This is a genomic window from Pseudoalteromonas sp. NC201 (assembly GCF_002850255.1).
GTDB lineage: Bacteria > Pseudomonadota > Gammaproteobacteria > Enterobacterales > Alteromonadaceae > Pseudoalteromonas.
This window is the reverse complement of sequence record NZ_CP022522.1, coordinates 766769-782255: the sequence shown is the minus strand read 5'-3', so window position 1 is coordinate 782255 and position 15487 is coordinate 766769. Positions and strand designations below refer to the sequence as shown.

The window sequence follows — 15487 nt, the reverse complement described above, 5'->3', positions numbered from 1 at the left end:
GGTGATATTCACTGCAACCCGCATGAAAACCGCCATTCGGCAACATATAATAAAAGGGTATAAAATGCGTAAATTAACCATTTTAGCAGCAGCGGTAAGCGTCGCGCTTTTTGCTGGCTGTCAACAAACCACACACTCTCCAGCACCTGCTCCAAAAGCTGAACAACAAGTCGTAAAAAGTGAAGTAGAAAAGGCGAACGCACTTTTTGAAGCGTCGTTTACCCGTGGCGTAATGCGTAGCCCAGTTTACCAAACTTATATGGGTATCAAACAAGACTACGACAAGTGGGATGACGGCAGCGAAGCGCGCCAACTTGAAGATCTTGAACTGACGAAACAAGACTTAGCTGCGCTTAATGCAATTGATCGAAATAAGCTAGATGCCAATACGCAAGTGAGCTACGACTTATTCAAGCAAGGTCTTGAAAACACCATTGCAGATTTTAAATGGCGTTATCACTCATATCCGGTAAATCAGATGTATGGTACGCACTCAATGGTGCCTGCATTTTTAATCAACCAGCACCAAATTACCGATGTCAAAGATGCCAAAGCGTATATTTCACGTTTAAACGGCGTACCGGCTGTATTTGATCAGCTCATCGTTGACTTAAAAGCGCGTGCGGATAAAGGTATTATTGCACCAAAATTCGTTTTCCCTCACGTCATTGAATCAAGTGAAAATATCATTAAAGGTGCGCCATTTGCTGCGGGTGACGACTCAACGTTACTGGCTGACTTCAAACGCAAAGTAGCAACACTTGAAATCAGTGAAGACGAGAAATCAGCGCTGGTAAAAGAAGCAACAGATGCGCTAACAACAGCAGTAAAGCCTGCTTATAACAAGTTGATTGGTTACCTACATAAACTTGAGAAAAAAGCAGACAAACGTGACGGTGCGTGGAAATTTCCTAACGGCGAAAAATTTTATAATAACGCCCTAGCACGTACGACAACCACAGCATTAAGCGCTGAAGAAATTCACGAAATCGGTTTATCTGAAGTGGCGCGTATTCATGACGAAATGCGAGCAATCAAAGAAAAAGTGGGCTTCAAAGGCGATTTAAAAGCCTTTATGGAGTTCATGAAAACCGACAAACAGTTTTACCTTCCCAATACAGAAGCTGGTAAGGCACAATATTTAGCCGAAGCCAAAGCGATGATCGATAATATGAAGTCACGCTTGGATGAGCTGTTTATCGTTAAGCCAAAAGCGGACATGATAGTAAAACGCGTAGAGGCATTCCGCGAAAAATCTGCAGGTAAAGCTTTCTACCAGCAACCCGCGCCTGACGGCTCACGTCCTGGTGTTTACTATGCAAACCTTTACGACATGGAAGCGATGCCAACTTACCAAATGGAAGCCTTGGCTTATCACGAAGGTATTCCGGGTCACCACATGCAGATCGCGATTGCTCAAGAGCTAGAAGATATGCCTAAATTCCGTAAGTTTGGTGGCTACACTGCATACATCGAAGGTTGGGGCTTATATTCTGAACTTGTACCAAAAGAAATGGGTTTATACGAAGACCCCTATTCAGACTTTGGTCGCTTAGCGATGGAATTATGGCGTGCATGCCGCTTAGTTGTAGATACAGGGATCCACGCAATGAAGTGGACACGTCAAGAAGGTATTGATTACTACGTAAACAACACACCAAATGCTAAGTCAGATGCAGTGAAGATGGTAGAGCGCCATATTGTTATGCCTTCACAAGCCACTGCGTACAAAGTGGGGATGTTGAAGATCCTAGAACTTCGTGAAGCCGCTAAGAAAGAACTAGGCGATAAGTTTGATATTCGTGAGTTCCACGACGTCGTACTGAAAAATGGCCCAGTTCCACTAAACGTGCTTGAATCATTTGTTGATGAGTGGGTCGCGAGCAAAAAAGACTAACTCCTACTGCCAATGAACCGAATAAAAGCCAGCATGATTAGTCATGCTGGCTTTTTTTACTTTATTTACCTTATATAAGCTGTATTCAGATAAGCAAATCGGTATAAGAAATAACGACCGCTAGAGCGCAAGTTGTTATTCCATGCTGAGATTACTCTTCTATAAAATTAAACTCTGTTCCAGTTAAAATAATATGCAAGCAGGCACCGCCATGCGCAGGGCTTTGCATTTTGATTTCGCCCTTCAACTTCTGTGTTACTAAGTTATATACAATACTCAAGCCAAGCCCTGTCCCCCCCGAAAAACGCTTTGAAGTAACGAAAGGCTCAAATATAGCGGGCAATAACTCTTTATCTATACCGGCACCATCATCTTTAAAATAAAAATGGATATAGTCATTAATTAACACGGTAGATACCACAATATTGAGCTTTTGCCCGTCAATCTTGGCGTGCTTGATGCAGTTGTTAATACTGTACCCAACAACTTGGCTAAACACCGACGGGTAGCTTATTAAAGTTAAGTTTTCGGGGATTTCGAGTTCAATGGCATAGTCTTCTTGGTTTAATTCTGATTGGTAGCAATCAAAGACATTTTTAACTAAATGCTTAAGGTTGAACGTACTCTTTTCTTCAAACTCTCGATTCACTGCCACTAGCTTAAAATCATCTACTAACGAGGCTGTGCGGTGGAGGTTATTTTCTAATAAATATAGCGCGGCTTCTGCCTCAGTAATTAGTGTCGTCAAGGTTTGCCGCTGTAACTTCCCAAGTTCAAGTTGCGATTTTAGTGTCGCGACTTGCTCTTTTAAATGCGATTGACTGGTAATAGCAACACCAAGCGGCGTATTAAGCTCATGAGCAAAGCCACTCACCATATTTCCTAAACTCGCCATTTTGGCTTCTTCGATTAAGCGTTGCTGCGCTGCGCTTAGGCGCGCAAGCAAGGTTTCAATAAATGCTAATAGGTCATCGAGTTGATGAGCAATTTGTGCAATCTCATCGTTACCGTCAATATTCACCCTTAAGCTAAAGTCTTCAAGCTTAGCAACTTTTACGAGTACTTTATTGATAGCCAGTATATGCCGTGTGACTTTGCTATTTTGATAATTCAGTAAGATAAGCACAGCAATATTCATCAGTACAATTAAAATGAGGCCATATAAAATGATACTTTCTTTACGTTCTTGCGTAACGGCTTGGGTACGGATTGATACCAGTTCAAACTGGCTTCTTAATTTTTGCTTCTCGGTGAATAGCTCCGCACGTACGCCTTCACCATCGTGCAAACCTAGCTTTCGCAAAATAGCAACATAGCTTGCAAAACCCGCTTCATAACGTTTAAGCAAGTTGCTTATCTCTTCACTAAGCGCACTGTCTTTGATTAGTTGCTCAGCATGCATGACAAGTTGTTCATGCTGCTGTAAATAACTTAAGTCAGCTCTTAACAAAAAGTCTTTTTCTCGACGCCTTAACTCCAATATGGCAATTTCCAACTGAGGCATAGCCTTACCAGAAATTCGCTCCTGCAAAGCATGGGCGCTACGTCTGAAATCACCATAAATACCTGCATTTTCGTCATAGCCGAGTTGCTCATGCAAACGGATAAGTTCGTCTAGTTTACTAAAGTAGGTTTTTGACAGTTCATCGAGTTGTAATAGCAAAGGCAGCAAGGCCTCTTCATTGGCCATAGAGTTAAGCAAGCTACTAAAGCTATCCTGATAGCTGTACTTTAATTGCGGGATGGCAGAAACATCATCTTTTTGTGCTCGAATAAGAATATGCTCTTCTTGATCCATGGTTCGTTGTAGAGCGGTTTGCAGCTGAGTAAGTTGTGCGGTAAGGCGGGCACTACGACTCACTTCGTAATACAAAAACCAGCTGACAAAAATGATCACAATCGCAGAAGTCAACGCGGCAATTTTGAAAAATAGAACTGACTGCTTTAGCTGCACGGCACATTCTCACTTAATTGATACTCTGTAAGCTTAGTATAGTTCTATTGGGTTTCCTGATTTGTTTCCAAAAACTCACTTTCTTGTTGTCGTTGCGACAGGTTTTTATCGTAATACATACTGTGATCGGCGCGAGCCATGAGTTCCGAAACACTATCTTGATTTGCTGAAGGGAAAGCATAGCCAACGCTTACCGTCGCTTGAATAGTGTGCCTATCAATTTGTAGCGGTTGCTTTTCAACCTGCTCCTTAATATTTTTTATAATTGAGTTAACCAAAGCGTCCTCTGACACTCTGTGCAAAATAATAACAAACTCGTCCCCCCCCAATCGCGCGATAAAATCATACACACGCACTGAGTTCATCAAAATTGACGAGACATGGAGTAACAGCTTATCTCCCACTTCATGACCAAACTTATCGTTTACTTGTTTAAAATTATTTAGATCGAGGTTAAGCAGCACAAATGACGGTTGCTCTGAACGACCAAGTAACGTATTGAGTTGTCTAATCGCATAGCGACGGTTGGGCAACTTAGTTAAATCATCTTGCAACGAGGCGGTATGTGCTAAGTGATACGATCGATAGAGCACTAATAACGAGAGAAACAATATTGAGGCAACAGCAGTAACCAAAATCTGTGCTTGTTGCCTTGCTTTTGCATAAGTGCTCTCGTCAATTTGATAATCAGCCACAAGCTGCCACTCACCAGATGGTAAGTTGATTGGGATGACTAAATCTGGTGTTTCAAACAAGGTAGCAGAGCCATAAAAGGCATCCCCCTGTTCACCGAGTCCATCTCGACCTCGAATCGCTAAAGTGGCACTGTCCAATTCGTTAATGCCACTGTATTCAAGCAGCTTCTGATAATCTAGAACCACACTAATCGCGCCCCAGTAGTTTTCATTCCTCGGATAATCCGAAAACACAGGAAACCTCGCTATCAACGCTTCACCGCCTTGCACTAGCTGTAATGGACCGGCGATAAATACCTTTTGAGAGGTTCTTGCAATTTCAACAGTGCGAAATTGTTCAGGGTTAGTGCGAAAATCGAAACCGATAGCCGCTCGGTTCCCTTCAACTGGATAGACATGACTAATGATATTATTTGGTGCGAGACCGACATGGCGAATCAGCGTCGACTTTTCAACGGCTTTAGCAACCACATGAGACCAATGCTCAATTGCAAAGTCAGGATCAATTGTAACAAAGGTCGCTAAACTCTCAGCCAGATAGGTGTCCATAAATATGGCGTTTTCAATTTTAGCGCGGACAAGTGAAATGTTAGACCTTACCGTTTCGGTTCTTTCGCTTACTTCCTGAACCACAATAGAGTGAGAAATAAGCTTTACCGCGTAGAAAGTCAAACCCCAGAATACAGCAGTAAACAGCGATAACATCACTATGGTTTGCTTTTCTACAGTTACCTTCATCGCCTCTCTTGCCCAATAAAATTTAGCTGCTTAAATCTACAATAAACCAATTTAATTACAAAAGCATAGGCAATTTACCGAAAACCGCCAGTTTTGTGAGGAAGAAAAAGCCCTTCAAAAAATTGAAACTCGAAGAGTAGAGCTAAGCATAGATCCGTTATGTTGTTAAAAGATTAGCTATCATTTATCCGCCCACAATCGAGTCATCGTAAGTGTAACGCAACAACTGAATTTCCGTTCATCTATACCTTACCAATAAAACACCAATACATAGCACCACCAAAAAAAGACTGTACATAGAGTAAATATAGGTCCAGTCACCTTGAGTGAACAATAAGCTAAGCCGGGTTCCGTCGTTTAAAAATACAACATTAGATAATGAAAATAAGGCCGCGCAATAAAAATAGTAAGGCTGCTGCCTTTGACTCGCGAGTGCAGAGATAAACATTGAAAGTAAAGTGAGGTAAAACCCAATAACAGACGGCGCACCGGGCTGCATGCTTGGATAATGTGCAACGATAGAAAGAAAGACTGCCACTCCGCCAATAATTTTATAAATCAAAATCATATCCTTTGAAAATGTAACCAAGCATCCTGTATGTAAACGAATTAAAGTATGTAGAAATCGCTTTCTGCGTGCAAGCGCCTACCTAACAATAAAACAAATCCATTAAGATACGGTGCCAAATACCACACAAAACCTTAGCTGCACAAATCAGAACAAGGAAAATTGCAGACGCTAAAGCAACTTCACACCAAAACGCTCCTAATCACTTGTGAGATAGTATCTAGATTCTTCAAGCGTGGTTCTACCTCGATCACTTCAAGTCCCTTTATAGCCTCTATATCATCCATAAAAAAGGCAGAATCGTATCGCCCTGTAGTTTTACTCTTTACATAAACTAAAAAGTAACAGTGTTGATGTGCCTGATCGAGCCTACGCAAAAAGTCTATTTCTTCCGCAGTTATATTTGGTTTCACTAGCGAATGAATTTTGGATACAAAAACATGTTTTATGTAAACCACCTGTTGACCTTTGGTATATTTAGAAATATCGTGTAACCCTTAGCCCGGCACGGCTGTGACTACAACTTCATCAATTTTTAGTAAACTTAGCATGTTCATTTTCTGTTTTAATGTTTCAACTTTATTGTTAACATTATGTTTAATTAGATGCGCAAAAGTCTCCGCATCATAGAAAAAAGGAAAAGGACGTGATTAATGGCGATGATTTAAAAGCAATGAGAAGAAAGGCCGGTATCTCTCAAGAGCAAATGGCAAAAAAGCTTGGATGCGATCGTAAAACCATTAGTAACTATGAGCTAGACGTAAGCGATATAAGATCAAAGCAACTTTTTCAGTGATTTATGTTCTGCAAAATAGATGCTAAATCTTTACTTAATCAGGTCAAGCAAATTAGCAGTGATTTGAATAGTTCTGCAAAGACAAAAATACAGGATGATGAATAATGAAAAAGGTTAAACTTCTTGATTTGATAAGCCGCATTTACTTTTTTTTATTTAGAGTTGGCGTCAATACAGCAGAGTTTAAAAAATTAGCAACTGCTAGCGTTGTGACTAATCAAAACTTGCTACATTCAGAAAGTATACAATCTGTAGTCGGCGGAAATAGCGCCGTAAAGCCTCGCAGAAAAAATACCGTTGACTCCAGTAATGCTGAAATTATTCCAATAGACAGCTTTATAGGGTAAGTAATGAAACTCTCACATTTGATTTTGCTTAGCATTGTTTCTATTGCCATTTTTTACATTCAACTTTGGGATCACCGGATCGTTATCCCCCTTTGCCTAATGATACTTGGAACTTGCATGATATATGGCTCTTGCATAAAAGAAATTAACATGATTCATATTTCAGGTATTATGTTTACTTTTACAGCATTGAGTCATGTAATATTCGAATTTGGCTTGATAAACTACACAGTACCATCTGAGAATCAACTCTTACAAGGAACAATAATCTATGGAGCTCAGCTTTTATTTAATATAGTTACAGCTCTACTTTTGATTTTTAGAGTACAGTTTTCGCGCTCAATATCTCAGTCCAAAGATGTTGCATTGACATATTTTGATGGAATATTTCATTGGTTTTTTCTTTACATGGGCTTAATGAACCTATTAGCTATGCTAGAAAACATTGCATGGTCATACTTTGAAATGAAATCTTGGACATTTATATACGACAATTTTGAGGGGCTGATTTATGTCGCATGGTCAATATGTTGTGGTACAGTGTTAACCATGATGATTTGCGGAGCAAAATCATACACCCCACAAGAATCTGAACTTTCATGAGCCGTAAAAACCAGATTTCTCTCTGGTTTTTTTGCTTTTGTATTCACAAGCTGTAGTAAGTAGAACCTCTATGCTCTGATGATAGGTTTTAACGCCCATCCAAGTGCCACGACTTACGATTCTTTGATGCCCAAAGAATCGTTGCGCAAATGAAAAGGCACTTCCAACATCACACTGTACCCTCTCTATTTCATCACAAAAGCATAACTTCTCGGCGGGTGAACCGCCTCCCACAAAACTATTTGCACCGTGGACTAAGAACACTCTACGCTGATAGTTTTTTCAATACTTTCAAGCAACTTTACTGCTAAAACCTTAGAAGATCTCACAAGCGACTTATTTCCCCCTTCATCACACCCGAAAAACATAAGCTGATATGCAATGTGCCGACAGGATGTCGGCTAAGTATTGTCTGGCACATGGACGTGCCTTACAAGACGGTTGCACTATATCAGTTTAGGGTTTGAGGATTGAGTGTGATGCTGGGGCGACGTTTTCTTGGTTCGTTCTTTTTCGTCGTTTAAAAAGAATGAACGAGAAGCGCATGGATGCGCTTTGATATTAAACATGGAGGTTTATGTTGCTAACGACTGGTAGCTCGAAATTTACCGTAAAGTCAGCCCGTCCTCCTGACGGATTTCGACACCCATCCATGGGCTACGACATACTTTTCTTTGATGCCCAAAGAACAAGTAAGCAAAAGAAAAGGCACTCCCAACATCACACTGACTCCTCAAGTAAATTGCCAATATGAACGTCACCTCGGTGTAAGGGCCATCCTTGGCCCTGTCACCGCTTTTCACGCATCCATGCGTTGAAATGACTCATTGGCAATTTACTTTCGGGTGTGATGAGGGAGACACAAGGCGCTGATAAATTCTTGTGGTGCTTGCAAGCAACTATGTTTCTGATGGCTTTGTGGACAGCTAACAGACAACTTATTTCCCCCTTCATCACACCCGAAAAGCATCAGCCGATATGCAATGTGCCGACAGGATGTCGACCAAGTCTTGTCTGGCACACGGACGTGCCTAAAAAGGCGGTTGCACTATAATCGGCTTAGGATTTGAGGACTAAGTGTGATGCTGGGGCGACGTTTTCTTGGTTCGCTCGATCGCGTCGTTTCAAAAGAATGAACGAGGAGCGCATGGATGCGCTTTGATATTAAACATGGAAGTTTATTTTGCTAAGAAGTAAAACGCCGACACCCACCATTATTCGTAGCTACCATTGTTTGATTTCCTCAATCCTTTGATATCGCTCCAGCTCATATTCAGGAAGTGCAAGCCGTTATCGGCAACCCCAGCAAAGACACCTTACTTGATAATATAGCCATTGCACTCGGTGATACCGATAGACCTATTTCGCCCACACTCTACTACCCTGAAATCTATCAAGATCTTTAACTCGCCTTTGCAGTACCCAATGAGCAACAGCCAGAATTACTCAAGCAATTTGCAAAAAATTGATACAGCAAGTTAGAGGGCTTGGCGGACTGGTTTGATAATCACAACTGTGAATGCGAATTCGAGTACACGGATTATTATGCTGGTTATTGGTGCTTTGAATTGGCTTTAGTCGCTAATGTTCTAGAAATATCAAAAAAGTCCTTGGCAGATAGCGTTTATGTAACGGTTGATTTAATTAAAAATTAACGCTTAATCTTTAAACTAAATCAACATCAGAGCCTGCAAAAGCGAATCAATAGTATTTTTGGGCTCGCTGCAAACTTCACAACCTCAGCCACCAAACTAAAAGACTAATATTCTCTCAAGATAGCATCTAAGCAGCACAAGAGATTTGTCATAAAAAATTCAATTAAATGCAATAATAACCATACCCGACCTAATTAAAGTATCAATGTTAAAACGATTCAGCTCTAAATTGGTATTCAAATTGAACAACATAACCATTCTTAAAAAATATGCATATATGCATGACAGTCAACACGCCCTCGCTACAGGAACCTGCTAATATGTATTATTAGTAGTCAGCCCGTAGAATACGTATCAAGGATATGATTTAATCAAAATTTGATATTCAGGTGGTAACAATGAAGTTAAGTAAAAAACTCTACCTTGCCTTTGGTACGCTAATACTACTGATGACATTCTCGAGCATCCTAGTATGGTTCAAGGTCTTATCAGAAACCGCTCGTGCTTTTGAGATCAAAAATGATGATCTTCCAGGCATGATCTACTACAACCAACTGTTAGATATTGGTCATAAATTGGAAGCCTCAGCGCTCGAATATGCAAACGGTGATAAAAGCAAAAAGCAGCTATTCGATAAGCTATTTGAAGAATTCAAAGAAACACATAAAACGCTTTATATCTACGAATCAAGTAAAGCTTCAGACCGCGAAAAGATGGCTGAAATAATGAACTTGATATCTCAATACCAAAAGCGCATTCAAACTGAGTTGTTCAATGTTCAAAATATAAGTCTAGAAAATAGTAACCGGACTTTAAAATCTGCGGATGACACTTACCTTGATCCGCTAAATAAGCTCTTAACTGTGTCTGCCAACGAAGAAAGAGAAGACGCCATCAGGTCTCTTGATAATTTAGTCAATGGCCTCAACTCAACGCTCTTAGTTATAATTATCATTTGTATCGTTGCAGCAATATTAGGGGTGATTGTGGCTTACTCAATGAATAAGTCCATCATAAATCGCCTGAATCAAGTACTTGAAGTTGCAGAGCGAGTGAGTAATGGCGATATTTCTCGTCCCGATATCGTCCATCAAGACAAAGATGAAATAGATAGTCTTGCCTCGTCAACAAATAAAATGGCAGCTTCATTGAATAACCTGCTCAAAGAAATCAGTAAGGTCGTTGGAGAAGTCCGCACATCAAGCAGTAATATCGCCGCTACAAATAACCAAATTGCCGTACGTAGCCAATCGTCTTCAGATCAATCAACTCAAGTTGCTACGGCGATAGAAGAAATGAGCGCAACTGTTTCTGAAGTTGCAGCACAGAGTCAAGTCGCCGCGGGCCATGCAGATCAAGCAAGATCTCTAGCAAGTCAAGGTGGTAAGTCGGTCGGCGAAACCATAGAAAAAATCCGTGCAGCTTCAAAAGATGTGCAAAGTACCGCTAGCAACGTAACCAACTTGGGCGAGCTAAGTAGTCAAATAGGCAATGTAATAAGCGTTATTGGCAGTATTGCGGAACAAACAAACTTACTAGCGCTTAACGCAGCAATTGAGGCTGCAAGAGCTGGCGAACAAGGCCGAGGGTTTGCCGTTGTAGCCGACGAAGTAAGAACACTGGCTGAACGCACCTCAAAAGCCACAGAAGAAGTTGTATCAACAGTACAATCAATTCAATTACAAACAGAGCATGCGGTCACTTCTATGCAAAGCAGCGTGAATCAAGTTGAGCAGAGTGTATTAATGGCGGAAGAAGCTGGAACTCAGCTTGAAGAAATTGTCAAAAGTGCATCAGAAATCGCGACTATGATCCAGTCCATTGCAACAGCAACAGAGGAGCAGTCCGTAGTTGCGAGTGAAATGGCCCGTGATGTATCACATATTGAAGAGTCTAGTCGTAGCTCATTGCAAGATACCCAAGTTGCAGCGCATTCAAGTGAGGAGTTGCGTGAACAAGCCACAGCGCTTGCACAATTAGTGCAAAGATTCACATTACGATCATAAGGTTTTTGGGTATGCTTTAAATCTGAAAAGGCCACTGCAGTCTAGCGAGCCAATCCATTGAGATAAAGCCAATTTGTCGAGATAAATCTCGACCTACAATTCAGGCATAAAAAACCCTTGCTAAAAAGCAAGGGTTATAAAAAGTGGTACCAGTGGGCGGACTCTTAACCTGTATTAGCGCCACCCGCGTGGCGTCCAAGTCCGATATCATAATTTCAAAGCATAAATTTGAGGCATAAAAAAAACCCTGCTAAAAAGCAAGGGTTATAAAAAGTGGTACCAGTGGGCGGGCTCTTAACCTGTATTAGCGCCACCCGCGTGGCGTCCAAGTCCGATATCATAATTTCAAAGCATAAATTTGAGGCATAAAAAAACCCCTGCTAAAAAGCAAGGGTTATAAAAAGTGGTACCAGTGGGCGGGCTCTTAACCTGTATTAGCGCCACCGCGTGGCGTCCAAGTCGATATCATAATTTCAAAGCATAAATTTGAGGCATAAAACCCCTGCTAAGAAAAGCAAGGGTTATAAAGTGGTACCAGTGGGCGGGCTCTTAACCTGTATTAGCGCCACCATCTTGGCGTCGAGATTCCGATATCATAATTTCAAAGCATAAATTTGGAGCGACAAAACCCCTGCTAAAGCGACCCGCTTATAAAGTGGTACCAGTGGGCGGGCTCTTAACCTGTATTAGCGCCACCCGCGTGGCGTCCAAGTCCGATATCATAATTTCAAAGCATAAATTTGAGGCATAAAAAAACCCCTGCTAAAAAGCAAGGGTTATAAAAAGTGGTACCAGTGGGCGGGCTCTTAACCTGTATTAGCGCCACCCGCGTGGCGTCCAAGTCCGATATCATAATTTCAAAGCATAAATTTGAGGCATAAAAAAACCCCTGCTAAAAAGCAAGGGTTATAAAAAGTGGTACCAGTGGGCGGACTTGAACCGCCACGCCCGAAGGCAACGGATTTTGAATCCGTCATGTCTACCAATTCCATCACACTGGCATAATTTTTCTTTCATCTTCTAAAACAAGAGAAAATAAAGAAAAACCACTTTGAGCTCAGGCTTTTTTTATTTGCCTTCGTCTCTATGCTTTGCATTATACAAAGGCGATTAAGAACGGCAAGTAATTTTTTTGCAATAAGGCGTTAACTGCTTGTTATTTGCACACAAGTAGTTAAATATTGCTCTAAATTCAACTTTATTCATGTCAAAGCTATAAAGACAGGGCATTACTAATCCATTAGTTAACGTAATTCAGTAAACGTTTTATCGGTTTATGTGTAAAATACCCCGCAACCTTGTAATTATGAGAGTTGTTATGTCACATTTTGCTCCAGCGAATTTCAGCCGTCGCTTGGCTTCACTTATATACGACAGCTTAGTGGTCGTCGCGTTCGCAATGCTGACTACCGTGTTATTTTTACTAACTATCAATGCCTTAATTTCATTTAACGTGCTCACGCTTGGTAATCATGAAGACGTATCGGCGCTGATCCAAGCGGATCCCATTTTATATACACTTAGAGCCACTTTATTAGTGTTGGTTTCAGTGCTGTTTTTTGCCTATTTTTGGACTAAGAGCGGTCAAACTATCGGCATGCGCGCATGGCGCCTAAAAGTGCAAAACCCCGACGGAGCACTGTTAACTTGGCCAAAAGCAATCGCTCGTAGCCTATGCGCACTACTTGGGCTGGGTAATCTGATAGTGTTGTTAGACTTTAAAAAGAAAAGATCGCTCCAGGATATGCTGTGTGGCACTGAAGTGGTAGTACTCAGCAAAGAGGAAAATAAAAAGGTTTATAACAGCTTAGATTAATCTAAGCTTCAAATAGCAGCCTATTCCATTAGCCATGTCCATAAAAAATATAGGCCTCAACATGAGGCCTATTTCTTTATTTAATTCAAAACGTTAATTTTGTTTCTTCAGCAGATGGATAGCCAATCCAATAAATAACAAGCTTGGCATTAACGCGCCAACCACCGGTGGAACTTGATATACCATCACAATAGGGCCAAAAATTTCATTACTCAGGTGGAAGGCTAAGCCTGTTACCACGCCCATAATAATCCGCGCGCCCATACTCACCGTCCTCAGTGGCCCGAAGATAAATGACAAAGCCACTAGTAGCATAACCCCAATCGTCAGCGGCTGCATCACCTTACGCCACAGCGCGAGTTCATAGCTACTTGAATCTTGCTCATTTTGCTTTAGATAAGCGAGAAATGACCATAACCCCGTAAAAGACAAAGCATCAGGCTCTACCGACACGACACCCAATCTGTCTTCGCTTAATTCAGACTCATAGAGCATTGATTTTGAATAATGCGTTGTAATTTGCTGTTGATCGATATGTACTTCTTCCACGTCTTGCAATTGCCAGCCGTTAGACATACTTTGCGCCGACTGAGCACGTACTATTTTTGCCAGTGTTAGTGAATCATCGAAATAATAAATCGCGATATCTTTAAGCTTACCGTTTTTTTCAACATTACCAATGTTAATAAAATTGCCGCCATCTTTCGCCCAAACACCACGCTGAGCGCTGTAGACTTCACCGCCATAAATTGCTTCGTTTTTTAACCGTTTTGCGGTTTGCTCCGCTTTTGGTGCGCCCCACTCCCCAAGCGCCATCATCAGTAGTGCAAGCACCACTGCCGTTTTCATCACCGACATAATAATTTGAAAACGCGACCACCCAGCCGCTTGCATCACAATTAGTTCACTGCTTGAGGCAAGTGCACCAAGCCCAATCAGGCCACCTATCAGCGCAGCCATCGGGAAAAATACCACGATATCGCTTGGCATGCTGTAAATGGTATAGAGCATGGCACCGAGTAAATCATAGCTGCCACGACCAACCGAGCGCAGTTGCTCAATAAACTTAATAAGCGTATTGATCCCAACAAAAACTAATAGCGCGAAACCTGTGGTTTGTAAGATGCTACGCCCTAAATACCAATCTAGCGTCTTCATCATACCGTCGTCTCCCGTTTCATAAATACCGAGCGAACCCACACACCAAAAGGTCTTCCTTTAGCAATTAAATAAACGCCAATAAAGAGCACACTTAAGTGGATCCACCAGAGACCGACTGAGGCTGGTACTTTTTCTTCAGCTAACAAAAACTTGCCTGCATTGAGTAAAATGAAATAACCCAAATACAGGGTAATTGCTGGCACGAGCTTAGCGAACTTGCCTTGTCTTGGGTTAACCACACTCAGAGGCACAGCCAATAGAGTGAGTAACAAAATGGAAATAGGCACCGACAATCGCAACTGAAATTGCGCTTTTGCTTCTGGCGTATCCATTTCAAGTAACTGTAAGCTTGGAATAGCCTCTAATTTACGGCGCTGGTGTTCAATTTCTTGTTCTTTAATTTGCACTTGATAAGTACCAAATTCAGTGCGATTAAGTGCTTGGCTGAAGCCATCAGTCTCGTAACGCTTACCTTCATGAAGGAGTAGTTGCTGCTCACCACTATCAAGCTCAATCACTTCACCTTTTTGCGCATACACTAAACGAGCGGCTTGATTTGAGTCCTTCTCGGGCAATTGCGCGACAAACACTTTGTCTAATTCGCGGCCTTGTTCGCTAATGCCGTGAACAAATACCACCGCTTTTTCATTGCCCGTTTGCTGAAATCTACCGGCTCTGAGAGTAGAAAGCCCCGACTCCGCATCGGCTTGCTCTCTTAATTGGTACTCTTTTTCGCTCGCCCAAGGTGCAATATACATACTCACACAAGCGGCCAGTAATGCAAAAAACACACTAGAGACTAAAGTCACCCTAACCACATACCACTCACTGACCCCGCAAGCGCGCAGTACCGTCATTTCACTGTCGGCGTAGATGCGACTATAGGCTAAAATGATCCCTAGAAAGAGACTAAGCGGTAAAATATATCCGGCCAACTGTGGCAGTTTCAACGCAAGCATAGCAAGTACTAACTTACCCGGTATACTCCCTTCAGACGCTGAGCTCAGAATGAGTACAAACTTTTGTGACAAAAATATTGTCATTAAGGTGAGAAAAACCGCAACCTGAGATTTTAGTACTTCACCCGTTAAATAGCGGAAAATAAGCAATGTTCGTCCCTATAAAACGTCTTGTTTCACTGGAATAGTGGGAAAAATTGAGTAAACTGATTATTTTAGTCACTTTATTATATGTCAATGCGCCGGAATATCCTACCTAAGGTTAAAGCATATTCATGACTTTAATGTAGGA

The 15487-nt window shown here is 41.5% G+C and carries 12 protein-coding genes and 1 tRNA gene; 8 read left to right on the top strand and 5 right to left on the bottom strand.

The window, feature by feature from the left end; genetic code table 11:
- Window positions 1-64: 64 nt before the first annotated feature.
- Entirely contained in the window at window positions 65-1897 is a 1833-nt protein-coding gene (locus tag PNC201_RS03375) for a DUF885 domain-containing protein (protein ID WP_102056170.1), read from the top strand.
- 151 nt (window positions 1898-2048) lie between these two features.
- Here the strand turns inward: PNC201_RS03375 and PNC201_RS03370 are convergent, their stop codons facing one another.
- Both PNC201_RS03370 and PNC201_RS03365 read right to left on the bottom strand, forming a co-directional pair.
- Window positions 2049-3851: a sensor histidine kinase gene (locus tag PNC201_RS03370; protein ID WP_102056169.1), complete on the bottom strand. Its 1803-nt coding sequence runs from the start codon at window positions 3849-3851 to the stop codon at window positions 2049-2051.
- Window positions 3852-3895: 44 nt separating this feature from the next.
- Window positions 3896-5284, bottom strand: a complete 1389-nt coding sequence (locus PNC201_RS03365) for a diguanylate cyclase domain-containing protein (protein WP_102056168.1) — start codon at window positions 5282-5284, stop codon at window positions 3896-3898.
- 1214 nt (window positions 5285-6498) lie between these two features.
- Between PNC201_RS03365 and PNC201_RS23445 the strand changes: the two genes are divergently transcribed.
- The 6 genes from PNC201_RS23445 to PNC201_RS03330 all read left to right on the top strand — a co-directional run bounded on the left by PNC201_RS23445 (window position 6499) and on the right by PNC201_RS03330 (window position 11259).
- Window positions 6499-6648 carry a helix-turn-helix domain-containing protein gene (locus tag PNC201_RS23445; RefSeq protein WP_233525208.1) on the top strand — a complete coding sequence of 50 codons (150 nt, stop codon included), beginning with the start codon at window positions 6499-6501 and terminating at the stop codon, window positions 6646-6648.
- Window positions 6649-6752: 104 nt separating this feature from the next.
- On the top strand, window positions 6753-6995 hold the full coding sequence (locus PNC201_RS03345; RefSeq protein ID WP_102056166.1) for a hypothetical protein: 243 nt from the start codon (window positions 6753-6755) through the stop codon (window positions 6993-6995).
- A gap of 117 nt (window positions 6996-7112) precedes the next feature.
- A complete protein-coding gene (locus tag PNC201_RS03340) occupies window positions 7113-7598 on the top strand; it encodes a hypothetical protein (RefSeq protein WP_233525207.1) in 486 nt (161 codons plus the stop codon).
- Between the two features lie 1280 nt (window positions 7599-8878).
- On the top strand, window positions 8879-9004 hold the full coding sequence (locus tag PNC201_RS23610; protein ID WP_267895182.1) for a hypothetical protein: 126 nt from the start codon (window positions 8879-8881) through the stop codon (window positions 9002-9004).
- Between the two features lie 81 nt (window positions 9005-9085).
- A complete protein-coding gene (locus PNC201_RS23440) occupies window positions 9086-9253 on the top strand; it encodes a PoNe immunity protein domain-containing protein (RefSeq protein WP_233525206.1) in 168 nt (55 codons plus the stop codon).
- Window positions 9254-9651: 398 nt separating this feature from the next.
- Complete coding sequence (locus PNC201_RS03330) at window positions 9652-11259, top strand: methyl-accepting chemotaxis protein (protein WP_102056164.1); 1608 nt, start codon at window positions 9652-9654, stop codon at window positions 11257-11259.
- Window positions 11260-12175: 916 nt separating this feature from the next.
- Here the strand turns inward: PNC201_RS03330 and PNC201_RS03325 are convergent.
- Window positions 12176-12260, bottom strand: a tRNA-Leu gene (locus PNC201_RS03325).
- 317 nt (window positions 12261-12577) lie between these two features.
- Here PNC201_RS03325 and PNC201_RS03320 point away from each other — a divergent pair.
- Window positions 12578-13075 (top strand): RDD family protein, encoded by a 498-nt coding sequence (locus PNC201_RS03320; protein ID WP_102056163.1) that lies wholly within the window; start codon window positions 12578-12580, stop codon window positions 13073-13075.
- Window positions 13076-13168: 93 nt separating this feature from the next.
- On the opposite strand, the gene lptG is transcribed toward PNC201_RS03320, so the two are convergent.
- Window positions 13169-14236, bottom strand: a complete 1068-nt coding sequence (gene lptG / locus PNC201_RS03315; RefSeq protein ID WP_102056162.1) for an LPS export ABC transporter permease LptG — start codon at window positions 14234-14236, stop codon at window positions 13169-13171.
- The gene (lptF, locus tag PNC201_RS03310) at window positions 14233-15345 is read right to left on the bottom strand and encodes an LPS export ABC transporter permease LptF (protein WP_102056161.1); all 1113 of its coding nucleotides are present in this window, start codon (window positions 15343-15345) and stop codon (window positions 14233-14235) included. Before lptF ends, lptG begins: the two co-directional genes overlap by 4 nt.
- Between the last annotated feature and the right edge of the window lie 142 nt (window positions 15346-15487).